A 21,220-nucleotide genomic window follows, 5' to 3' on the forward strand; every position below is an offset into this window, starting at 1 on the left:
ACGGCTGATCTGCAAGGAGAACTAGATGGGTTACGCGTCCTATGAAGTCACCCGCAACGGCGAGCTGATTGAGGCCGGTTACGGCATCGAGGCGACCTGCGAGGAAGTCGGCTGTACCGAGTCCATCGACCGAGGTCTGGCTTTCCTGTGCGGCCAGGTCCCGGGTGGAGATGAGTACGGCTGCGGCGGCTACTTCTGCGCCCAGCACCTGTACATCGGGCCTGATCGCCTGACGGGCGACCTGTGCGCCCGCTGCCGTGTCCAGCACGGCTGACCTGCTCAAGCTCTGACCGGGCCTGGCCGCTCGCCTCCTACAGCACACGGCCGGGCCCGGCATCCCTCACACCCGAAGTGGAAGGGCTCACCAGTGAATCACCCCGACGAGAATCACGAGTTCTTTGAGCATCTCGAAGCCCAGATGCATGCCGACCGGACTGGGGGCGTGGTCGACCTCGACAAGGTGCGCAGCGCGCGTGCCGGGTCGGCCGACCGTGTGCCGGTCGAGTCGGCCGACTCGGCGCGTGATGAGTCGGCCGTCCACACGGCCGACTCGACGGCCGACGTGGACGACGACGAGTCGGACGACTCTCGGGCGCCGCGTCCGGCCGACCCGGCAACTCTGCCGGGCCCCGGGATCGTGACCTTCAAGCGCAAGCCGATCCTGCCGTCGTGGTTGAAGTCCAAGCCGGGCTTCGTGTCCACCACGAAGCGCGCGACCGGCAACGCCTTCTACGCCACGGCGTATCACGGCATCCGCACCCCCTGGTACCTGTTCCGGCTGTCGGTGGACGCACCGACGGGGGTGGCGCGGCTGGTTGAGCAGACCAACCGCTGGGTGTGGGACGCCGAAGCCGCCCCGCTGCGGGCGTATGAGGTGGAGCACGAGAACACCGGCGAGTACCTGAAGCTGTCCCGCCAGCGTGACCGGCGGGTGCGGCTTCGGATGCTGGTCATGGCGGTTGCCGGACTCGTCGGAGTGCCGCTGGCGATGGCCGCCTACGTGCTGGCGCCGGGCTGGCTGGTGCTGTTCGCGTCAGCCGCCGTGCTGGCCGCCGGCTTCAAGGGTGGCAAGGCCGATGAGCCCGTGATCGGGCGTGCGGTCATCAGGACCGAGCTGGAGAAGCTGACCACCTCGATCGTGTTGCGCGCCCTGGACAACATCGGCAACCCGAAGCTGACGGCCGCCATCAAGAAGGGCGGCGACATGAACGGGATGCGGTTCACCTCCGAGATCACCCGGGACGGGCCCGGCTACCGCGCCGACCTCGATCTGCCCTGGGGTGTGACCCCGGAGGACATCATGGAGGCCCGCAAGTCGCTCGCTTCTGGCCTGCGGCGCAAAGTCGGCTGCGTGTGGCCCTCAGCCGACCCCGACGAGCACGAGGGGCGACTCGTGCTGTGGGTCGGCGACAAGCCGATGAACGAGACGACCAAGCCCGCATGGCCGCTGCTGAAGGCGGGCACCGTCGACCTGTTCAAGCCGGTCGTGTTCGGCAACGATCAGCGCATGGGCGACGTCTCGGTCACCCTGATGTTCGCCTCCGTCGTCGTCGGCTCCATTCCGCGCATGGGCAAGACGTTCCTGATGCGGCTCTTCCTGCTCATCGCCGCCCTCGACCCCCGCGCCGAGATCCACGCGTTCGACTTCAAGGGCACCGGCGACTTCGGCGCCCTCGAACCCGTCTGCCACCGCTACCGAGCGGGCGACGAGGACGAGGACATCGAATACGTCCTGCACGCCCTGCGCGAACTGCGCACGGAGCTGCGGCGCCGGGCGAAAGTCATCAAGTCGCTGCCGCGCTCGCGCTGCCCGGAGTCGAAGGTCACCCCGGAGCTGGCAGGCGACAAGTCCCTTCGCCTGCACCCCATCGTGGCCGGGTTCGACGAGTGCCAAGTCCCCTTCGAACACGACAAGTACGGTGCCGAGATCGAAGAAATCTGCACCGACCTGGGCAAACGCGGCCCCGCCCTCGGCATGACGATGCTGTTCGGCACCCAGCGCCCCGACGCCAAGAGCCTGCCGCCCGGCATCAGCGCCAACGCCGTGCTGCGGTTCTGCCTCAAAGTCATGGGCCATACCGCCAACGACATGGTGCTGGGCACCGGCGCCTACAAGGCCGGGTACCGGGCCACGATGTTCTCCCGCTCCGACCGCGGCATCTGCTGGATGGCCGGTGAGGGCGACGACCCGCGCATCGTGGCCTCCGCGTTCGTCGACGCGGTCGGCGCCGAACAGGTCGTGGCCCGTGCCCGCGCCATGCGCGAGGAGTACGGCAACGTCACCGGCCACGCTATCGGCCAGCAGCCCGAGACCGGCGAGGCCACCTTTGACCTGCTCGCCGACGTGCTGAAGGTCGTGGCCGTCGACGAGGAAAAGGTGTGGAACGAGAAGGTCGCCACCCGCCTCGCCTCGCTTCGCCCCGAGGTCTACAGCGGCTGGAAAGCCGAGACGGTCGCCAAGAACCTGCGCCCGCACGGCATCACGGTCCAGGACGTCTGGGCCACCAGCGACAAGGGCAAGGGCACCACCCGGCGCGGCATCTCCCGCGCCGACATCGCCAAGGCAGTTACTGAGCGCGACGGAAAGCCCGGCAAGGGCTGACGCGGAGCGCTGCTAGGTCTAGCACCCCGCCAGTGCTAGACCTAGCACGCCCACTAGCACCTCAATCCCGGCCTGATCAGGGAACTCGCGCCTAGCACCTCACCTGCGGGAATCCCCGGAATCCGCCCTGGAGGGCACCCCATGACCCCCCTGCCCCTTGCTGGCATCTGCCTACTCGGCGTGACTCTCTGTTACATCAGCTTGTGTGCGGGCAGCCCGTACGGCGACTGCCGGCGCTGCCACGGCATGGGCCACGCCATCAAGCGAACCCGGCGCGGAACCCTCAACCGCGGCAAGGACTGCCGTCGCTGCCACGGCTACGGCAAGCGCGTCCGCCTCGGCCGCCGCCTCTACAACCTCTGGCTGCGCATCTACCGCGAAGGCCGGAACGAGCCCAGCACACCCCCCACCCACCCGTTCACCAAGAAGGGCTGACCCATGGCCATCTCGGTCTCACTCGTCATCCTCTACGGCCTGATCCTGTTCTTCCTCCTGCGCGGCAAGTCCCTCGGCTACGGATCGGCGTTCGCCGCCGTGATGTTCGGGTTCTTCCTCGCCTCCACCGGCGCCGCCGGACCCATCAACGAACTCACCACCGCCGTCATCGGCGCCATCCCCGACCTCTGACCCCGAAGGGAACCGCTATGCCTCAGGCCCCGACCCTGATGGCCACGGGCGAACTGCGCACCGCGCTCGAAGCGCACGCCCGCGGCGACATGCCCACCGCCATCGCCGCGCTCATGAGCATCGACGCCGTCTCGTGGCAGGCCATCGAGACCCGCCTCAACACGCTGGGCGGCACGCTGGCACAACTCCTGGACTCCCAGCGGCAGGAAACCCGATGAACGGCGACCTCATCGCGGCCGCCGTACTGGCCGCCCCCGGTCTCGTGTTCGGCGCTGTCACCCTCACCGGCCACGCCGCGGCCCGCCGCCGGGACGCCGTACTCGCCGCCGTGGCCGCCGGTGCACGCGGCGGGCCGCGGCCGCCCGGAGACCCGCACCCCGCCCCCGAGCACAGTGCACCGCCCGGCTCCCTGGCCGCGGTCATCGACCTGGACCAGCACCGCCGTACACCTGCCCCCACCACCCCGACCCGCACCGGAGAGGAAGCCGCATGAGCGCTGCCCTGTGGCCCGTCGTCGCCCGCATCACCGCCGCCCTGGACAAGGCCAACGGCCGCGACGACCACGAGCTGGCCATGCGCCTGCTGAAGGTCGGTGAAGAGGCCGGAGAGGTCGCCGCCGCCTACATCGGCGCCACCGGCCAAAACCCCCGCAAGGGCACCACCCACGGCCGCGGCGACGTCGCCCAGGAACTGGCCGACGTCATCATCGCCGCCGCCGTCGCCCTCCACTCGATCACCAACCACGCCCCGGCAGTCCTCGACGCCAAGCTGCACGCCGCCGCCCGCCGCCTCACCCTTCCGCCCGTGCGAGATCAGGGATGAGGTTCTACCTGACCACCCACAAACGGCACTGGGTCAAGCTCACCGACGTGCCGCTGTTCCTGAAGTCGGAGCACTTCGCCACCGCGGCGAAGCTGTACCCGGCACGGGGCCAATATGCGGTCGACTCCGGCGGCTTCTCGGAGCTCCAGCGTCACGGCCGCTGGACACGCAGCCCGCGCCAATACGTAGATGACCTGCGGCGCATCTGGGAGAGCGTCGGTCCTTACGACTGGGCCGCCGGTCAGGACTGGATGTGTGAAGACCTCATCATCCACGGCGGCACAGCGGGCCCCCTCACGTTCGTCGGGACCCAGTTGAGCGTGCCGGAGCATCAGCGGCGCACCGTGCACAACTTCCTCGATCTGCGCTCCCTCGCCCCGACCCTGCGGATCATCCCCACCCTTCAGGGCCGCACCGTGGCCGAGTACCACGCGTGCGCAGACCTGTATGAGAGCTACGGCGTGGACCTGCGCCAAGAACCCACCGTCGGGCTGGGCTCCGTATGCCGTCTGCAGTCCACCAAGCAAGGCGCTGCGATCGTCACCGCGATGGCCGCCCGCGGCTACCGCCTGCACGGCTTCGGCTTCAAGACCCTCGGGCTCGAACGCGTCGGGCACCTCTTGGCCTCGGCCGACTCCGCTGCCTGGAGCTCTCATGCCCGATGGCGTCCGGCACTGCCCGACCACACGCACAAGAACTGCGCAAACTGCCTGCCCTACGCGCTGCGCTGGCGGGCTCGGCTCCTCAACGCTCTTCCCAGTTGGCACCAACCCAGCCTCGATGCGGCCTAACGGCCCCAACCGGAAGTGAGTGATCCCATGTCCGCAGGAGAGACCCCGTTGACCGTCGTCGGCAACCTGACCGACGACCCCGAACTCCGCTTCACCCCCAGCGGCGCGCCGATGGTGAAGTTCACCGTCGCCTCCACCCCGCGCACCTACGACAAGACCGCCAACCAGTGGCGCGACGGGACCGCGATGTTCCTTCGCTGCACCGCCTGGCGCGACCTTGCCGAGCATGTCGCCGACAGCCTCACCAAGGGCATGCGCGTGATCGTGTCCGGCCGTCTGCGTCAGCACAACTGGCAGACCCCCGAGGGCAACAACCGGTCCATGCTCGGCCTGGAGGTCGACGAGATCGGGCCCTCGCTGCGCTTCGCCACCGCCAAGGTCGAACGCCTCCAGCGCAACGGCGCCACCTCTGGCTCCGGCCCGGCCGCCGACGCCTGGAATACCGCCGCCCCGGCCAACGGCGGCTGGGGAACCCCCGCCGCTGCCGCCCCGGGCTCGGAGTCGAAGTACCGCGAAGAGCCGCCGTTCTAGATACGCCCGGGGCGGGGTGCCGTCTCGCCAAAGCCTGCACCCCGCCCCGGTTCTCCAGTCCCTCCAAGAGAGCAGGAGACCCCCAGAATGCCCCACACCACCCCGCCCCGACGAGCCCGCCTCAGGCCACAGCCGACCGGGCCCCTGGCCACCGCGCTGGCACTCGCCGCCAGGGGCGTGCCCGTGCTGCCGCTCCGCATCGGCAAAGCCCCCTTCGGGAACTGCCCCGCCTGCGCCAAGAACGCGTGCGGCGGCCGACCGAACATGAAGCAGGCCGGACCCTGCACCTGCCCGCGCCCCTGTCACGCCTGGGCCGCCGCGACCACCGACCCCGGCACCCTCACCTCCCCCGCCTGGGCCACCGCGTGGAGGCAGGCCACCGCCGTCGCCTACCACCCCGCCGGCGTCCGCCTCACCGTCGTCGACCTCGACCACGCCGACGCCATCGCCTGGGCCCACAAGCATCTGCCCCCCACCCGCACCGTGCCCACCACGCGAGGCCAGCACTGGATCTATGTGGGCACCATGCGCTCCGCACACGGAGTACGGCCGGGCGTGGACATCAAGTCCCGCATGTCCTACGCCCGCTGGCTCGGTCCCGGCACCGGCCGCATGGCACCCCTGCCCGACGCGGTGCGCGCGCTGACCGCCAAGGAAGACACCACCCCGCCCCGCGCGGGGGTGGTGTCTTCCCACCCCGTCCCCCGGACGTGGGAGTCGAAGGTGGCCACCGGGTGCCGCCACACCGAGCGCTACGTTCGTACCGGCCTGGACAGGGGCTTGGCCCGAGTCCGCGAGCACACCGAATCCGGTGCCGGATCCCAGGCTTTTGGCGTGGCCCGGTTCCTCGCCTCCCAGCACACCCAGTGCCCCGGCCCGTGCGGGCTGGATGCCGTCGCGGAAGAGATCGTGGCCGCCGCCGTCACGGTCGGCGTGCCCGAACCCTACGCACGCCGCGCCGTCGCCAACGGCTTGGGCCTCCCTGCCGCCACGGCCGTATGAACCGCCCCGCACGCACCCCCACGGAAGGGAGGGGCCCGGCATGAACACCGAAGAACTGCCCGCGCCCTCCAACCCCATGGCCGTCGCCCGCCGTATCCTGCCCGACTGGCAAAACGACGACGGACACCTGATCTGCCGCCGCTGGCGCGGGTCCTGGATGCGCTGGACCGGCACCAGCTGGCGCGAGTTGGACGAGAACCAGATGCGCGCCAGCATGTACACCCGCCTGGAGCACGCCATCTACCAGAGCGGCACCGACCGCGACGGCAACCCCGACATGCAGGACTGGGCCCCCACCAAACAGAAAATCAGCAACCTGCTCGACGCTCTCGGGGCCATCATCTTGCTGCCCACCGAGACCGACGCCCCGGCCTGGATCGATGACCAGCACGACCGGCCCGATGACGGGCCGATCGTGGCCTGTGAGAACGGGCTGCTACGCATCCGGGACCGTGAACTCCTCCCGCACAGCCCCGCGTTCTTCAACCTGGTCTCCGTGCCGTTCGCCTACGACGCCGACGCGATTGCGCCCACCTGGGAACGCTTCCTGGCCCAGATCTGGCCCGAGGACACCGACGCCGTGACCGCCTTGCAGGAGTGGTTCGGCTACGTCCTGTCCGGCCGCACCGACCTGCAAAAGATCCTGCTCATCGTCGGCCCCTCGCGCTCCGGCAAGGGCACCATCGCGAGGGTGCTCAAAGCACTGGTCGGCAAGGAGAACCTTGCCGGGCCGACGCTGGCCGGACTGGGCACGAACTTCGGCCTGTCGACCCTGATCGGCAAATCTCTGGCGGTCATCTCCGACGCCCGCCTGTCGGGCAACGACAACAGCCAAGTCGTAGAACGGCTGCTGACGATCTCCGGGGACGACACCATCGACGTCGACCGCAAGTACCGCGAGCAGTGGACCGGCAAGCTGCCCTCCCGGCTGATGATCCTGTCCAACGAGCTGCCGCACTTCGGCGACTCATCAGGCGTCATCGCCAACCGCTTCATCCTGCTCAGCATGCAAGTCTCCTGGCTCGGCAGGGAAGATCCCACACTCACCGACCGGCTCACCGCCGAAATGCCCGGCATCCTGAACTGGGCCTTGGACGGACTCGCTCGTCTCCAGCACGCCGGCCGCCTCACCGAACCGGCCTCCAGCCGCGAGGCGGTCACCACGATGCGGGACACCGCATCCCCCACGTCCGCGTTCATCCGCGAGCGCTGCACCACCGGCCCGGCCTGCTCGATCCCCGTGGACACCCTGTGGGCCGCCTGGCGCGAGTGGAGCGAGGACAACGGCGTCCGTTCCGGCACGAAACAGATCTTCGGCCGCAACCTGCTGTCCGTCATCCCCCAACTCGCCCTCACACGCCCCCGCGAAGGCGAGACCCGCGTCCGCACCTACACCGGCATCACCCTGCGCCCACCACAAGGCGCCACCGACTGAAGTTGCGCCTACATTCCGCCGGGTCGCGGACCATCGCGGACCACCCCCTGTGACCTGCACGTTTACCCGGCCCCCATCGCAGACCATCGCGGACCACCTCTCACCGGGTGGTCCGCGATGGTCCGCACAGCACCGCCACAAAACCGCAGGTCAACAGGGGTGGTCCGCGATGGTCCGCGACCCACAGGAATGTAGCTCCAACTTTCCCGCCTCCCGACGCTTCCCCGAGGAGCCACGGAATGTCTCGCCAAAACACGCTCACGCTCTCCACCGGCACGAAGCAGTCAGACCCCCAAGCCGCGCTCCGTGAGGGTCTGCCTGACCGGTACCTCACCCCCGACGACATCGCCGAAATCTTCGAGGTACCCAAAGAGACCGTCTACCAGTGGCGCAAGAAGCGCACCGGCCCGCCCGGCTTCCGTATCGGCAAGCACGTCCGCTACGACCCCGCCGCCGTACGCAACTACGTGGCAGTCCTCCAACGCGCCGAAGCCGACGCGGCCTGACGCTCACAAGCTCCGTTCGATTTCCCCGGGGAGGGCCACTCCATTGCCCTCTCCATCTGCACGAGGAGGTGCCGCCACCGCATGGCCGGCCATGTCCAAGACCGCTGGTTCAAGACTGAAACCGACTCCAACGGCAAAAGCGTCCGCACCAAGACCGACCGCCACGGCACAGGACTTCGCTACCGCGCCCGCTACATCGGCCCCGACGGAACCGAGAAGTCCAAGAGCTTCGCTGACGGGCAGAAACGCCTCGCTGAGAAGTGGCTCACCGACACCGCATCCGACATGTCACGCGGGCACTACGTCGACCCACGTGCAGCCAGGATCACCTTCAAGAGTTACGTCGAGAAGTGGCTGTCGGCCCACAGCGCAGACCTGTCAAGCCAGATCGGTGCCGAGACCCGGTTGCGCCTGCACGCCATCCCCGTACTCGGTTCACGTCCACTCGACTCGTTCCGCCCCGAGCATATTCGCGCACTGGTCGGCACCCTGGAAGAGGACCCATCCGTAAGTGGTGGGTACGCACGAAATATCTACGGCGACGTGCGGGCTGTGCTCAGCGCCGCCGTGGATGACGGCTTGTTGCCCCGTAATCCGTGCTTTGCAAAGTCCGTGCGCCCACCGGCAACCGAGCGCCGGCGAGTCGTGCCGTGGCTACCCAGTCAGATACACGCCGTGCGTGAGGCTCTTACCGAGCGATACCGCCCCATGGTCGACACGGGGGCGGGCTGTGGGCTCCGGCAGGGCGAGATTGTGGGCCTGGCTGAAGATGCGCTCGACTTCGGGGGCAGCACCCTGCACGTGGTCCGGCAGGTGAAGCTCATTCGGGGAACAGCCGTGTTCGCCCCCCCCTAAGTGCAATAAGGAGCGGGACGTACCGCTACCGGCGTCCGTCGCGGGGGCGCTGCGCGCCCACATGGATGTCTGCAAGCCGGTTGAGATCACTCTGCCGTGGCGCAAGCCGGACGGCCCGAAGGTGACGGCTCGTCTTCTCTTCACGAACACCGCGAGCGGGGTCGTGTGGCGCAGCAACTTCAACATCCAGGAGTGGAAGCCAGCCCTGGCGGCGGCCGGCCTCATCCCGGGCCCCGGAAAGGATGGCAAGTATGAGTCCGCACGCGAGCACGGCATGCACGCGCTGAGACACTTCTACGCGTCCGTGCTGCTGGACTCCGGAGAGAGCATCAAGGCCGTCAGCCAGTACCTGGGGCACGCCGATCCGGGGCTGACGCTGCGGGTGTATGCGCACCTGATGCCGTCGGTCCAGGAGCGAACCCGGAAGGCCGTCGACATTGCCCTACGTGCCTGTGGAGCCAGTTGATACGCGGCTTCGACACCTCTCAGAGCACCGATTTCCGCATTCCGGCCACGTAGCGCTTCCAGATCCGGTGTACTCGGTGGCGGACGCCGCACTTGGCACTCCTTCCATCCTGCGTGCACAACCGTGCCCGCTGGACGGAAGGAGAACGACATGATCGCCTTATGGCGCTGCATTGCGGCGCTGCGGGAGGCGGTTGCCGGACTGGTTAGGAGATGCCAAACGCCTGCGCGTGCCCGTAGAAACTACGGACGCGCGAAGCGAATGGCCTGGGAGGTGCTTGTGACGGTGGCTGCAACCACCGTCACAGCACTCCTGACCGAGTTGCTACACGGCCGGTGATCCACCGAGGGCCCCTGAAGGTTTCCGGCCGAAGGGGGCCCTCACTTCGTTTGAGACCAACGCCCGGCAGGCAACTTTGGCCTCGCACCAACCCAGAACTTGAATCTGCGGCGGTGGTCCCACCGTAGCGGCACCTCCCTAGTTCGGGAGGGTAGATCTGCAAATCTCGTGTCACATCGAAGTTCCGAGATTGGTCAGCCGACGCCCACTCACAGTGGTTTCACCGACTGTGTCTCAGACCGCTCATCGACGTCAGCGGCCTTCTTCGCCGAAGGCGACCGATGCACTATTTCCCGCAGGTACCAGCGGGACACGGCCACAGAGACGGCCCAGGGACGGCCCAGAAGCTCAGAAAGGGACGCCGGGAGGGCCTAAACACGCAGGTGATGGGCCCGTTCTTGCCTGACGGCTCCCAGTTCTCCGGGTACAGGCATGGTCCTTCCAGTGTCGCAGACATACGACAAGGGGCTCGCCGCCCTGTGGACAACGAACCCCTCACGCACATCTACGCAGGTCAGCCCCGGTGTCACCCAGATCCGACAAAGACCACGAGCAGCAGCCAGACCACCGGCGCCGTCGGCAGCAGGGAGTCCAGGCGGTCCATGATGCCGCCGTGGCCGGGCAGCAGCGTGCCCATGTCCTTGATGCCGAGGTCCCGCTTGATCATCGACTCGCCGAGGTCGCCGAGCGTGGCGCTCGCCGCGACCGCGAGGCCGATCAGGAGCCCCTGCCACCACGTCCCGCCGTCGATCAGGAACTCCATGCACAGCGCGCCCGCGGCCATCGCGAAGGTGACCGCGCCGACCAGGCCCTCGCGGGTCTTGCCGGGGCTGATGCGCGGCGCCAGCTTGTGCTTGCCGAAGCGCCAGCCGATCGCGTACGCACCGGTGTCGCTGACCACCGTCAGGAGCAGAAAGGTGAGAACCCGCTGCGGACCGTCGTCCGCGGCCAGCATCAGCGCCACGAACGTGGCGAGGAAAGGCACGTAGAAGGCGGCGAAGACCCCCGCCGTGACGTCCTTCAGATAGCCGTCGGGCGGCTCGGTCATCCGCCAGACCAGCACGGCGAGCGCGGTGAGCGCCATCGCGACCCACGCACCCTCGGGCCCGCGCACGTACCCGGCGACGACCATCGCCGCGCCGCCCACCGCGAGCGGCACGAGCGGCGCCTTGATGCTCTTGCGCTCCGCCAGGCGGGAGGTCAGCTCCCAGAGGCCCACCACGACGGCGACCGCTATGACGCCGATGAAGACGGCCTTCACGATGAACAGCGACGCGACGATCACCGCGCCGAGACCCACGCCCACCCCTATGGCCGCCCCGAGATCCCGGCCCGCGCTCTTCTTCTGCGGTGCCGCCGGGGCGGGCTGCGGTTGTGGTGCGCTGGGCATGGGCTCCTGCGGAGGCTCGTCACGGAACAGGGGGCCGCCCATCCGAGTGGCCCCCCGGTCGTCGTCCTGGTCTCCGCCGTTCACGGGTACGTCGGGCACGATGGGCATGGGCTGCGTCTCAGACGGAAACAGCGCGTCCTGCGCATCGTACGCGGGACCTGGCGGGGTCGCCCCCTGACCAGGCCCCTGATCGGGCGGCCCCCAATACCCGGCTCTGGGCGGCGCCTCCCAGGAAGAGTCGTTCACGGATCGGTTTCCTGATTCCTCGGACTCGAGCCTCGACTCAGACTTCGAGCAGCTCGGCTTCCTTGTGCTTGAGCAGCTCGTCCACCTGGGTGGCGTACTTCGACGTGAGGTCGTCGAGGTCCTTCTCCGCACGGCGGCCCTCGTCCTCACCGATGTCGCCGTCCTTGATCGCCTTGTCGAAGGCCTCCTTGGCCTTGCGACGGATCGACCGGATCGAGATCTTGGAGTCCTCGGCCTTGGTCTTGGCGACCTTGATGAACTCCTTGCGGCGGTCCTGGGTCAGCTCCGGGAAGGTCACCCGAATGATGTTGCCGTCGTTGCTCGGGTTGACGCCGAGGTCCGAGTCCCGGATCGCCTGCTCGATGTTGCGCAGCGCGGACTTGTCGAACGGGGTCACCACGGCCATCCGCGGCTCGGGCACCGAGAACGACGCCAGCTGGTTGATCGGCGTCAGCGCGCCGTAGTAGTCAGCCACGATCTTGTTGAACATCGCCGGGTGCGCACGGCCGGTGCGGATCGCGGCGAAGTCCTCCTTGGCGACCACGACGGCCTTCTCCATCTTCTCCTCGGCCTCGAGGAGGGTCTCTTCGATCACCACTTGCTCCTGCGTGTCTTTGAGTGGCCCGGCTAGCACGGGGCGGCCGGCTGCGTCGCGTCTCTTTCCTGCACGGTGTCCGACCGGCAGGGCTTTGTCCATCCCTCTCAAGTGACGTCTCGCGTGCGTCGCTTGAGACTGGACCAGGTCCCTCGGGTCAGGCCCGGTTTCCCTGGTCGCCCACGAGTGTGCCGATCTTCTCACCCTTGACGGCACGGGCGATATTGCCCTCGGAGAGCAGCTCGAAGACCAGGATGGGCAGCTTGTTGTCCCGGCACAGCGTGATCGCCGTCATGTCGGCGACCTTCAGGTCGCGCGTGATGACCTCGCCGTAGCCGAGGGCGTCGAACTTCACCGCGTCGGGGTTGGTCTTCGGGTCGGAGTCGTAGACCCCGTCCACGCCGTTCTTGCCCATGAGCAGCGCCTCGGCGTCGATCTCCAGGGCGCGCTGCGCGGCGGTGGTGTCGGTGGAGAAGTACGGCATGCCCATGCCCGCACCGAAGATGACCACACGGCCCTTCTCCAGGTGGCGCACGGCCCGCAGCGGGATGTACGGCTCCGCGACCTGCCCCATGGTGATGGCGGTCTGGACGCGGCAGTCGATGCCTTCCTTCTCCAGGAAGTCCTGCAGCGCGAGGCAGTTCATGACGGTGCCGAGCATGCCCATGTAGTCCGAGCGGGCCCGGTCCATGCCGCGCTGCTGAAGCTCGGCGCCACGGAAGAAGTTGCCGCCGCCGATGACGATGGCGATCTGGGCGCCGTCGCGGACGACGGCCGCGATCTCCCGGGCGATGGCGTGCACCACATCGGGATCGACCCCGAGGCCGCCGCCACCGGCGAACGCCTCGCCGGAGAGCTTCAGCAGGAAGCGTCCGGCGCCTTTGTCGTCGTCACTCTTCGAGTCGGCCTTGGTGGTCATGTGGTTCTCGCTTCTCTTACTAGGCACACATACGAAGAAGGCCACTGCCGGTGGGGTGTTGTTCGCATCCCATGCTCGGCAGCGGCCTCCTCGTCAGATCCTGCGGTCGTACGTCGCGCACGAGGGCCGTGCGCGGGCGACCGCTGTCGACCCTAGCGGGGTCTACCGTCGATCGCGGTACGGACTCAGATGCCGACCTTGATGCGCGAGAAGCGCTTCAGGGTGACACCGGCCTCGGCGAGAACCTTCTCGACCGACTTCTTGTTGTCCAGCGCGTACGGCTGGCCGAGGAGGGTGGCCTCCTTGAAGAAGCCGTTGACGCGACCCTCGACGATCTTGGGGAGGGCGGCCTCGGGCTTGCCCTCGGCGCGGGTGGTCTCCTCGGCGACGCGACGCTCGGTCTCGACGACCTCGGCCGGGACGTCCTCACGGGAGAGGTACTTCGGCGCGAAGGCGGCGATGTGCTGGGCGATGCCCTTGGCGACGTCGGCGTCGGCCTTGTCCAGCTCGACGAGGACACCGATCTGCGGGGGCAGGTCGGGCATCGTGCGGTGCATGTACGCGGAGACGTAGGCGCCCGAGAACTGCGCGAAGCGGTCCAGGACGATCTTCTCGCCGAGGTTGGCGTTGGCCTCGTCGACGTACGCCTGGACGGTCTTGCCGGCCTCGATCTCGGACGCGAGCAGCGCCTCGAGGTCGGCCGGGGAGGTCTTGGCGATGTGGGCGGCGAGGTTGTTCGCCACGGCCTGGAACTTGTCACCCTTGGCGACGAAGTCCGTCTCGCACTTCAGCTCGACGATGACACCGGAGGTGTTGTCGTCGGCGATGAGGGAGACCACGGCGCCGTTCTCGGCGGAGCGGCCCTCGCGCTTGGCGACGCCCTTCTGGCCCTTGATGCGGAGCGCCTCGACGGCCTTGTCGACGTCGCCCTCGGCCTCGTCGAGCGCCTTCTTGCAGTCCATCATGCCGGCGCCCGTGAGCTCACGGAGCTTCTTGACGTCGGCGGCGGTGTAGTTCGCCATGATCGAAAATTCTCTCTCGAAGTCTGAAAGATCTACGGAGGTCTACGGGTGAACGGCGGGGGCCGATCGGGCCCCCGCCGTCAACTACCGAACCTGTGAGGTCAGGCCTGCTCGGCGTCCGCGGCCGGGGCGTCGGCGGCGGGCGCCTCGGCGGCCGGGGCGTCGGCGGCCGGAGCCTCGGCGGCGTCCTCAGCCGGCTTCTCCTCGGCCTTGGGGGCCTCGGCGGCCTCCTCGGAGTCAGCCTTCTTCTCGCCCTCGAGCAGGTCGCGCTCCCACTCGGCGAGCGGCTCGCCGGCGGCCTTCTCGCCCGGCTTCTGGTCGCCCGTGGCGACGCCGGAGCGGGCGATGAGGCCCTCGGCGACGGCGTCGGCGATCACGCGGGTGAGCAGGGTGACGGAGCGGATCGCGTCGTCGTTGCCCGGGATCTTGTAGTCGACCTCGTCGGGGTCACAGTTGGTGTCGAGGATGGCGACGACCGGGATGTTGAGCTTCCGGGCCTCGCCGACCGCGATGTGCTCCTTCTTGGTGTCCACGATCCAGACGGCGCTGGGCACCTTGGACATCTCGCGGATACCACCGAGGGTCTTCTCCAGCTTGGCCTTCTCGCGCGAGAGCACGAGAAGCTCCTTCTTGGTCAGACCGGAAGCGGCGACGTCCTCGAAGTCGATCTGCTCGAGCTCCTTGAGGCGCTGCAGACGCTTGTAGACGGTCGAGAAGTTGGTGAGCATGCCGCCCAGCCAGCGCTGGTTCACGTAGGGCATGCCGACGCGGGTGGCCTGCTCCGCGATGGCCTCCTGCGCCTGCTTCTTCGTGCCGACGAACATGACCGTGCCGCCGTGGGCGACGGTCTCCTTGACGAACTCGTAGGCGCGGTCGATGTACGACAGCGACTGGAGCAGGTCGATGATGTAGATGCCGTTGCGCTCGGTGAAGATGAAGCGCTTCATCTTCGGGTTCCAGCGACGGGTCTGGTGACCGAAGTGGACGCCGCTTTCCAGCAGCTCCCGCATCGTGACGACGGCCATGGCCGTTCTCCTTGAGATTCTCGGTTGTGCCGCGTGTGCCGGACGGCACTCGCGCCTGACGCCCGCTGTGCGCCTTGCCCGCGAGGGACCGAGAGGCGCTGACACCGGCCTTTTCGAGACCTGGTGTCGGGGCGTGCGAAGTCGACCCGGTGACCCGGATCGCCACAAGAAGTGTACGGGACCCGCGGGGCGGCAGGTGACGCCACTGCCCCTGACCGGCGAGGCCGCCGACGTCGGCCCGGTGACGGGCCTGACTCGATCGGGTGGCAGCGCTGTCCACAACCGGCCGGTCGTCCACAGAACCGGTCCATGATCCCTGCGGATCCGCCCGGCACGGGACGGTTCTCGCATGTCTCATCTGCGCCTGGAACTGCTGCTGCCGACACTGGCGGCCCTGCTCGCGACCCTCCTGCCCCAGCCCTTGGCCCCCGCCCCGGCTGCCGTCCCCGCTCCCGTCCCCGCGGCAGCGACGACCTGGCCGGTGGGTGCCCGCCCGCCGGTCGTGCGCGGCTGGGACCCTCCCGCCACCGACTACGGCGCGGGCCACCGGGGTGTGGATCTCGCCGCCCCCGCGGGCTCCGCCGTGCGGGCGGTGGCCGAGGGCCGCGTCTCGTTCGCGGGCCGGGTGGCGGGGCGCGGCGTGGTCTCGGTGGAGCTGACCGGCACCGGTGACCCGCCCCTGCGCACGACGTACGAACCGGTGCGGGCGACGCTGAAGAAGGGCGACAAGATCGCGGCGGGCGCCCCGCTCGGCTTCCTGGAACCTCCGACGGGACACTGCCCGACGAGCTGTCTGCACTGGGGCCTGCGCAGAGCCGAGACCTATCTGAACCCCATGGCCCTGCTCCCGCCGTGGCTGCTGCGCCGGAGCCCCGCACGCCTGCTGCCCGTGCACGGCCCGCTCCCGCCATGGCCACCACCGACGGGCCCGTACGGCCGAGGGGTCAGCCCCGGACCCCTCGCAGTGCCATGGCCACGGCCGCTTCGGTGATGGCGTCGGGCCGCTCGGCCGCCCCGAGCTCGATGCGCCGCACCGCGGCGTCCACGATGCCCTGGAGCAGCATCGCCGCCATCCGGGGCTGCTCGTGGCCCAGCTCGTCGAGCGCCTCGACGATCATCGCGATGAGACCGCCGTGCGCGGCGCGGATCTTCTCGCGCGCCCCGGCGTCGAGCTCGCTCGCGGAGATGGCGACCACGGCCCGGTGCCGCCGGTCGCCCACCAGGGCCAGCTGCCGCCGCACATACGCCTCGACCTTGCCCTCGGCGGACTCCGCGCCCTCCATCGCCGCCGAGACCTCGGCCGCCCAGACGGGGAAGTCGACCTCGCACAGCTCTTCCACCACGGCCGCCCGCGATCGGAAGTACTCGTAGACGGAGGACCGGGCGAGCCCGGTGCGCTCGGCGAGGGCGGGGAAGGTCAGCGCCTCCGTACCGCCTTCGGACAGCAGGGAGCGCGCGGCGTCCAGCAGGGCGCCGCGCTGCATCGACCGGTGCTCGGCCACTGAGGCCGCTCGAATCCTTGGCACAGCTCCACTTTACGGACGGGACGCCGCACGCGGGAGCTGCTCCCGCGCGCACGCCGTGCCGGGCAGGGACGATTCAGCGCTCTCAGCGGCCAAAACTCGCCAGCTTCGCCCGCAGCTGCAGCACGGACTTCGTGTGGATCTGGCTCACGCGGCTCTCGGTCACCCCGAGCACGTTGCCGATCTCGGCCAGCGTGAGGCCCTCGTAGTAGTAGAGCGTGACGACGGTCTTCTCGCGCTCCGGCAGCGTGTTGATCGCCCGCGCAAGCAGCCTGCGCAGCTCCCGGTCCTCCGCGACCTCCACGGGGTTGTCGGCAGCGTGGTCCTCCAGCGTGTCCATCAGGCTGAGGCGGTCGCCGCCGTCGCCTCCCACGTGCAGCAGCTCTTCGAGCGCCACCACGTTCGCCAGGGACAACTGGCTGAAAACCGCGTGCAGTTCTTCCAGCGCGATTCCCATCTCGGCAGCGACCTCGCCCTCCGACGGGGTGCGCCGCAGCTGCGCCTCCAAGGTGGCGTAGGCCCGCTCGACGTTGCGCGCCTTCTGCCGCACCGACCGGGGGATCCAGTCGAGCGCCCGCAGTTCGTCGATCATCGCCCCGCGGATGCGCGTGATGGCGTAGGTCTCGAACTTGATGGACCGCTCGATGTCGAACTTCTCGATCGCGTCGATGAGCCCGAAGACCCCGGACGAGACGAAGTCGGCCTGCTCGACGTTGGGCGGAAGTCCCACGCTCACGCGGCCCGCGACGTACTTCACCAGCGGCGAGTAGTGCAGGATCAGCTGCTCCCGCAGCCGTCCGTCGCCCGTCTCCTTGTACGACCGCCACAACTCGTCCAGCGACGAGGGAGCGGGGGGCCGCTCCCGCTCGCCGCTACGAGCCGCGGGGGGAACCGCTGCCCGGTCGGACCCTGAGGTGTGCTGGGGCATTCGTCGCCTTGAGCCGTTCTGCCGTGAACTGGTGAGGTCGCGCGAGCCGGGGAGGTCGCGTGCGTCGGGGAGGTCGCGCGAGCCGGTGGAATCACCGGTGGCGCTCGCGCCGGAGCGTTGGAGAGCGTGCGTGGAATGAATGAGTTCGTCCGTCTGGTTGCCTGTCCGTGTCGGAATCCTTGTGAGCGTAGCGTGACTGAAGTGTCGCAGTGAGCGAAGAGTATGGGATCGCGCGTGCGCAGATACGTTCCGCTGACCCCCTTCCGGGGTCAGCGCCGTCGCACTGTGTGACGGCGAGAACGCGCCAACTCCGCGATTTCCCAAGGCCTTCGGGGGTCATCCGTCCGGCGGAACACGCTCGGTCACGATTCACCTCCATCGGGGACGACCGACAGAAACGCCTGGCGTGTCAACTGCCAGCCGTCGCCGTGTCGTTCGACGAACCCCAACGACTGAAGCTCGTACAGTCGCCCGATCGCGTCGTCCTCGGTCGTCCCGGCACCGATCGCGACGTCCCGCGCCCCGACCCACCCCCGCGCGGGCAGCGCGGCCAGGACCCGCCGCACCCCGGAAGTCAGCAGGTCACGCGGCACGACGGGCCCCCGGCGGGCCGGTGCGAGCTCCCCCATGTCGCCGACCAGTTCGACGACTTCGGCGGCATCGGTGACGAGGACGCCGTCACCCCTCAGCAGTTCGTGCACCCCGGCCGAGAGACCGCTGGTCGCGGGCCCCGGCACCCCCATGGTGAAGCGCCCCAACTCCTGGGCGCTGCGGGCCGTGGCGAGCGCACCGCTGCGGTAGGCGGCCTCGACCACCACCGTCCCCCGGGTCAGCGCCGCGATCACTCTGTTCCGCAGAATGAACCGGCTCGGCGTCGGATGATCCCCCGGCGGCAACTCGCCGACGACAAGGCCCTGTTCCGCGATCCGCCCGATCAGCTCGGCGTGCCCCCGTGGATAGGGCCGGTCGACCCCGCAGGCGAGCACGGCCACGGTTGCACCGCCGGCTCCGAGCGCCCCTCGGTGCGCGGCGCCGTCCACGCCGTACGCCCCTCCGGAGATCACGACCCAGCCGCGCTCCGCGAGCCCCGCGGCGAGACCGGCCGCCATGTGCGCGCCGTACTCCGTGCAGGCCCGCGCGCCGACCACCGCCACCGACCGCAGCGCCCATATCCGCAAGGAAGGCCGCCCCCGCACCCAGAGCCCGAGCGGGCGCGCGTCCCCCAGGTCGTCCAGCGTCACCGGCCACTCCGCGTCGCCCGGACACACGAACCTGCCCCCGGCCTCCCGCACCACCGCCAGATCCCGCTCCGGCCGCACCTTGGCCGCCCGCGCCCGCAGCCCCTCCCACCGCCGCGCGGTCACCCCCGGCAAGCGCTCCTGCTCCTCCCCTCCGCCGAGCCGCCGCAGCACCTCACCGGCCCCGACCTCGCGCAGCCACCGCCCACCGACGACGTCCCCCGGCTCCAGCACCCTGGTCAGGGCGACCCTGGCGAGCCGCTCCTCGTCCGGCGGCCGCTCGGCCGTCATGTCGGCGCTCCGATCGTCATCGGCACGCCGCGGGAGATGCCCGTGCGCAGTTGCAGCGCCAGGGCGACGTCCTGCGCGTCGGGCCGGTCGTGGCCCGCCAGGTCCGCGACGGTCCAGGCCACGCGCAGGACGCGGTCCAGGCCGCGGGCGGTCAGGAAGCCGCGCTCCAGATCCACTTCAGCCGCGTCCAACGCGCCGAGGGCCGCGGGCCAGCGGGTGCGCAGCGCGTGCCCGGGGACCTCGCTGTTGGTGCGCCATCCGGTGCCGGCCAGCCTGGCGGCCGCCCTCTCCCGCGCGGTGCGCACCCGGTCGGCAACGGTCTGCGTGGACTCCCCACGCGTGCCGTACCCCGCCAGTTCCGACCTGGTGACGGGCTCCACCTGGACCTTCAGATCGACCCGGTCGAGCAGGGGGCCCGAGAGGCGGGCCTGATAGCGGCGGATGACGGACGCCGGGCATTCGCAGCCGTCGCCCAGCAAGGTGTGCCGGCCACATGGACAGGGGTTGGCCGCGAGCACCATCAGGAACCGCGCCGGGAGCCGCACCACCCCCGCGCTCCGGGCGATCACCACATGCCCCGATTCGAGGGGCTGGCGCAGGGAGTCCAGGGTCTGGCTGCTGAACTCCGGCGCCTCGTCGAGGAAAAGCACCCCTCGGTGGGCGAGCGACACCGCGCCCGGCCGGGCGATTCCCTTGCCGCCGCCCACGAGGGACTGCATGGTCGCGGAGTGGTGGGGCGCGCAGTACGGCGCGATGTCCACCAGTGGCCTGCCCGGGGGCAGCATGCCCGCCACCGAGTGGACCGCAGTGACCTCCAGGGACTCCTCCCTGGTCAGCCGGGGCAGGATCGCGGGCAGCCGCTCCGCGAGCATGGTCTTGCCTGCGCCCGGTGGCCCTTGCAGGAAGAGGTGGTGGGCGCCCGCCGCGGCCACCTCGACGGCGGTTCTCGCCGATGCCTGCCCGACGACGTCGGACAGATCCAGCCCACGGGTGTCGTCCAGGGCCCCGCTGAGGCCCGTGCCGACGCCGGTGCCGGGGACGCAGAGCCCCGCCAGCATCGGGTCGGGCCGCCCGGGCTCGTCAGGCTCCTCCTCCGGCACGGGCTCGTCGGTCAGCACCGCGATGAGCTGCCGCAGGCTGCGCACCCCGAGGACCGAGACGCCAGGGACCAGCGAGGCCTCGGCCGCCGTGCACTCCGGCACGACCACCTGCTCGTACCCCGCGTCGGCCGCGGCGAGAACCGCGGGCAGCACGCCGAGGACCGGCCGCACCCGGCCGTCGAGGCCCAGCTCACCGATCATCACGATGTCGGCGAGGACCCTCGGGTCGATCCGCTCGGCCGCCCCGAGGACCGCGCAGGCGACAGCCAGGTCGAATCCGCTGCCGCCCTTCGGCACCGACGCCGGGCTCAGTCCGACCGTGAGCTTCTTCTGGGGCCACGCCCCGCCCGAGTTGACCACCGCCGCCCTGACCCGGTCGCGGCTCTCGGTGAGGCTCTTGTCCGGCAGGCCCACCAGGGTGAACGCCGCGACCCCCGGCTCCAGACCGGCCTGCACCTCGACGACCACGCCCTCGACGCCGACCAGCGCCACCGAACACGTACGCGCGAAGCCCATCAGGCCACCCCTCGCGCATGCTCGACCACGGGAACGCCGCGCTGTGGAATCAGCACACCGACCAGATCGATGCGGACTCCGCCGGGTGGTGGGCCGCCGCGCTCCTCGATCCAGCGCTCGGCCAGCCTCCGCAGCCGCTCCGCCTTGATCCGGTCCACGGCCGCCATCGGATGCTCGAACGGCGTGGAGCCGGGCCGGCCCGCCCTGCGCGTCTTGACCTCGCAGACGACGAGGGCATCGCCGTCCATGGCCACGATGTCGATCTCACCGGTCCTGCCGGAGCGCCAATTGCGCTCAAGAACCGTCATCCCCGACTCGACCAGCCGCCGCGCGGCCAGATCTTCGCCGTACCTGCCGAGTGCTCCCCGTGCGTTCATGTCGGCACCACCTCCGGCACCCACAGTCACGGATCAGGCCGCACCTATTGGATCTTGGTGCACAACTCGGCGAT

Annotated in this window: 23 protein-coding genes and 1 pseudogene; 14 read left to right on the forward strand and 10 right to left on the reverse strand. The window is 69.6% G+C overall.

All coding sequences use genetic code 11. From position 1 onward, the window contains the following. The first annotated feature begins 25 nt into the window (after positions 1-25). From ACZ56E_RS28700 to ACZ56E_RS28760, 13 genes and pseudogenes are all read left to right on the forward strand, one after another. On the forward strand, positions 26-274 hold the full coding sequence (locus ACZ56E_RS28700) for a hypothetical protein (RefSeq protein ID WP_471218558.1): 249 nt from the start codon (positions 26-28) through the stop codon (positions 272-274). 93 nt (positions 275-367) lie between these two features. Next, positions 368-2,602 carry a cell division protein FtsK gene (locus tag ACZ56E_RS28705; protein WP_471218561.1) on the forward strand — a complete coding sequence of 745 codons (2,235 nt, stop codon included), beginning with the start codon at positions 368-370 and terminating at the stop codon, positions 2,600-2,602. Positions 2,603-2,743: 141 nt separating this feature from the next. Then, positions 2,744-3,037, forward strand: coding sequence for a hypothetical protein (locus ACZ56E_RS28710; protein ID WP_471218563.1), 294 nt, complete (start codon positions 2,744-2,746; stop codon positions 3,035-3,037). A 3-nt stretch (positions 3,038-3,040) separates the two neighbouring features. Continuing rightward, on the forward strand, positions 3,041-3,229 hold the full coding sequence (locus tag ACZ56E_RS28715; protein WP_471218565.1) for a hypothetical protein: 189 nt from the start codon (positions 3,041-3,043) through the stop codon (positions 3,227-3,229). Between the two features lie 17 nt (positions 3,230-3,246). Beyond that, complete coding sequence (locus tag ACZ56E_RS28720; RefSeq protein ID WP_471218567.1) at positions 3,247-3,447, forward strand: hypothetical protein; 201 nt, start codon at positions 3,247-3,249, stop codon at positions 3,445-3,447. After that, a complete protein-coding gene (locus ACZ56E_RS28725; RefSeq protein WP_471218569.1) occupies positions 3,444-3,722 on the forward strand; it encodes a hypothetical protein in 279 nt (92 codons plus the stop codon). Before ACZ56E_RS28720 ends, ACZ56E_RS28725 begins: the two co-directional genes overlap by 4 nt. Beyond that, complete coding sequence (locus ACZ56E_RS28730) at positions 3,719-4,051, forward strand: MazG-like family protein (RefSeq protein WP_471218570.1); 333 nt, start codon at positions 3,719-3,721, stop codon at positions 4,049-4,051. Before ACZ56E_RS28725 ends, ACZ56E_RS28730 begins: the two co-directional genes overlap by 4 nt. After that, positions 4,048-4,842, forward strand: coding sequence for a deazapurine DNA modification protein DpdA family protein (locus ACZ56E_RS28735; protein WP_471218572.1), 795 nt, complete (start codon positions 4,048-4,050; stop codon positions 4,840-4,842). Before ACZ56E_RS28730 ends, ACZ56E_RS28735 begins: the two co-directional genes overlap by 4 nt. A 27-nt stretch (positions 4,843-4,869) precedes the next feature. Beyond that, the gene (locus ACZ56E_RS28740) at positions 4,870-5,373 is read left to right on the forward strand and encodes a single-stranded DNA-binding protein (protein ID WP_471218573.1); all 504 of its coding nucleotides are present in this window, start codon (positions 4,870-4,872) and stop codon (positions 5,371-5,373) included. An 87-nt stretch (positions 5,374-5,460) separates the two neighbouring features. After that, positions 5,461-6,375, forward strand: coding sequence for a bifunctional DNA primase/polymerase (locus ACZ56E_RS28745; protein WP_471218576.1), 915 nt, complete (start codon positions 5,461-5,463; stop codon positions 6,373-6,375). Positions 6,376-6,415: 40 nt separating this feature from the next. Continuing rightward, positions 6,416-7,810, forward strand: coding sequence for a DNA primase family protein (locus ACZ56E_RS28750; RefSeq protein WP_468562316.1), 1,395 nt, complete (start codon positions 6,416-6,418; stop codon positions 7,808-7,810). 239 nt (positions 7,811-8,049) lie between these two features. After that, on the forward strand, positions 8,050-8,316 hold the full coding sequence (locus tag ACZ56E_RS28755) for a helix-turn-helix transcriptional regulator (RefSeq protein ID WP_468562318.1): 267 nt from the start codon (positions 8,050-8,052) through the stop codon (positions 8,314-8,316). Between the two features lie 81 nt (positions 8,317-8,397). Next, positions 8,398-9,637 (forward strand): annotated as a pseudogene (locus tag ACZ56E_RS28760) (tyrosine-type recombinase/integrase). 865 nt (positions 9,638-10,502) lie between these two features. Here ACZ56E_RS28760 and ACZ56E_RS28765 read toward each other — a convergent pair. From ACZ56E_RS28765 to rpsB, 5 genes are all read right to left on the reverse strand, one after another. Continuing rightward, the gene (locus ACZ56E_RS28765) at positions 10,503-11,612 is read right to left on the reverse strand and encodes a phosphatidate cytidylyltransferase (RefSeq protein ID WP_468611421.1); all 1,110 of its coding nucleotides are present in this window, start codon (positions 11,610-11,612) and stop codon (positions 10,503-10,505) included. Between the two features lie 37 nt (positions 11,613-11,649). Then, positions 11,650-12,207 carry a ribosome recycling factor gene (gene frr, locus ACZ56E_RS28770; RefSeq protein ID WP_398308653.1) on the reverse strand — a complete coding sequence of 186 codons (558 nt, stop codon included), beginning with the start codon at positions 12,205-12,207 and terminating at the stop codon, positions 11,650-11,652. Between the two features lie 157 nt (positions 12,208-12,364). Further along, entirely contained in the window at positions 12,365-13,126 is a 762-nt protein-coding gene (pyrH, locus tag ACZ56E_RS28775) for a UMP kinase (RefSeq protein ID WP_468611422.1), read from the reverse strand. Between the two features lie 185 nt (positions 13,127-13,311). Beyond that, entirely contained in the window at positions 13,312-14,148 is an 837-nt protein-coding gene (gene tsf, locus ACZ56E_RS28780) for a translation elongation factor Ts (RefSeq protein WP_399539197.1), read from the reverse strand. Between the two features lie 101 nt (positions 14,149-14,249). Next, positions 14,250-15,173, reverse strand: a complete 924-nt coding sequence (gene rpsB, locus ACZ56E_RS28785) for a 30S ribosomal protein S2 (protein ID WP_468611423.1) — start codon at positions 15,171-15,173, stop codon at positions 14,250-14,252. Positions 15,174-15,522: 349 nt separating this feature from the next. On the opposite strand from rpsB, the gene ACZ56E_RS28790 reads away from it, so the two are divergent. Then, a complete protein-coding gene (locus ACZ56E_RS28790; RefSeq protein ID WP_471218581.1) occupies positions 15,523-16,164 on the forward strand; it encodes a murein hydrolase activator EnvC family protein in 642 nt (213 codons plus the stop codon). Here the strand turns inward: ACZ56E_RS28790 and ACZ56E_RS28795 are convergent. The 5 genes from ACZ56E_RS28795 to ACZ56E_RS28815 form a co-directional block, all read right to left on the reverse strand. Further along, entirely contained in the window at positions 16,118-16,675 is a 558-nt protein-coding gene (locus tag ACZ56E_RS28795; RefSeq protein WP_362994267.1) for a TetR/AcrR family transcriptional regulator, read from the reverse strand. The genes ACZ56E_RS28790 and ACZ56E_RS28795 overlap by 47 nt on opposite strands. Before the next feature lie 106 nt (positions 16,676-16,781). Beyond that, a complete protein-coding gene (whiG, locus tag ACZ56E_RS28800; protein WP_362339986.1) occupies positions 16,782-17,624 on the reverse strand; it encodes an RNA polymerase sigma factor WhiG in 843 nt (280 codons plus the stop codon). 362 nt (positions 17,625-17,986) lie between these two features. Then, positions 17,987-19,153, reverse strand: a complete 1,167-nt coding sequence (gene dprA, locus ACZ56E_RS28805; RefSeq protein WP_471218582.1) for a DNA-processing protein DprA — start codon at positions 19,151-19,153, stop codon at positions 17,987-17,989. Further along, positions 19,150-20,769, reverse strand: coding sequence for a YifB family Mg chelatase-like AAA ATPase (locus ACZ56E_RS28810; RefSeq protein WP_471218586.1), 1,620 nt, complete (start codon positions 20,767-20,769; stop codon positions 19,150-19,152). Before ACZ56E_RS28810 ends, dprA begins: the two co-directional genes overlap by 4 nt. Next, on the reverse strand, positions 20,769-21,176 hold the full coding sequence (locus ACZ56E_RS28815; RefSeq protein ID WP_471218588.1) for a YraN family protein: 408 nt from the start codon (positions 21,174-21,176) through the stop codon (positions 20,769-20,771). The genes ACZ56E_RS28810 and ACZ56E_RS28815 overlap by 1 nt, the downstream gene beginning before the upstream one ends. Positions 21,177-21,220: the final 44 nt, after the last annotated feature.

The organism is Streptomyces sp. NPDC039480 (assembly GCF_055597165.1).

Bases quoted from the DNA above. Each gene is read 5' to 3' on its own strand.
- ACZ56E_RS28700 (WP_471218558.1), top strand. From the start codon at position 26: ATGGGTTACGCGTCCTATGAAGTCACCCGCAACGGCGAGCTGATTGAG.
- ACZ56E_RS28710 (WP_471218563.1), top strand. From the start codon at position 2,744: ATGACCCCCCTGCCCCTTGCTGGCATCTGCCTACTCGGCGTGACTCTC.
- ACZ56E_RS28715 (WP_471218565.1), top strand. From the start codon at position 3,041: ATGGCCATCTCGGTCTCACTCGTCATCCTCTACGGCCTGATCCTGTTC.
- ACZ56E_RS28720 (WP_471218567.1), top strand. From the start codon at position 3,247: ATGCCTCAGGCCCCGACCCTGATGGCCACGGGCGAACTGCGCACCGCG.
- ACZ56E_RS28725 (WP_471218569.1), top strand. From the start codon at position 3,444: ATGAACGGCGACCTCATCGCGGCCGCCGTACTGGCCGCCCCCGGTCTC.
- ACZ56E_RS28730 (WP_471218570.1), top strand. From the start codon at position 3,719: ATGAGCGCTGCCCTGTGGCCCGTCGTCGCCCGCATCACCGCCGCCCTG.
- ACZ56E_RS28735 (WP_471218572.1), top strand. From the start codon at position 4,048: ATGAGGTTCTACCTGACCACCCACAAACGGCACTGGGTCAAGCTCACC.
- ACZ56E_RS28740 (WP_471218573.1), top strand. From the start codon at position 4,870: ATGTCCGCAGGAGAGACCCCGTTGACCGTCGTCGGCAACCTGACCGAC.
- ACZ56E_RS28745 (WP_471218576.1), top strand. From the start codon at position 5,461: ATGCCCCACACCACCCCGCCCCGACGAGCCCGCCTCAGGCCACAGCCG.
- ACZ56E_RS28750 (WP_468562316.1), top strand. From the start codon at position 6,416: ATGAACACCGAAGAACTGCCCGCGCCCTCCAACCCCATGGCCGTCGCC.
- ACZ56E_RS28755 (WP_468562318.1), top strand. From the start codon at position 8,050: ATGTCTCGCCAAAACACGCTCACGCTCTCCACCGGCACGAAGCAGTCA.
- pyrH (WP_468611422.1), bottom strand. From the start codon at position 13,126: ATGACCACCAAGGCCGACTCGAAGAGTGACGACGACAAAGGCGCCGGA.
- tsf (WP_399539197.1), bottom strand. From the start codon at position 14,148: ATGGCGAACTACACCGCCGCCGACGTCAAGAAGCTCCGTGAGCTCACG.
- rpsB (WP_468611423.1), bottom strand. From the start codon at position 15,173: ATGGCCGTCGTCACGATGCGGGAGCTGCTGGAAAGCGGCGTCCACTTC.
- ACZ56E_RS28790 (WP_471218581.1), top strand. From the start codon at position 15,523: ATGTCTCATCTGCGCCTGGAACTGCTGCTGCCGACACTGGCGGCCCTG.
- whiG (WP_362339986.1), bottom strand. From the start codon at position 17,624: ATGCCCCAGCACACCTCAGGGTCCGACCGGGCAGCGGTTCCCCCCGCG.
- dprA (WP_471218582.1), bottom strand. From the start codon at position 19,153: ATGACGGCCGAGCGGCCGCCGGACGAGGAGCGGCTCGCCAGGGTCGCC.
- ACZ56E_RS28810 (WP_471218586.1), bottom strand. From the start codon at position 20,769: ATGGGCTTCGCGCGTACGTGTTCGGTGGCGCTGGTCGGCGTCGAGGGC.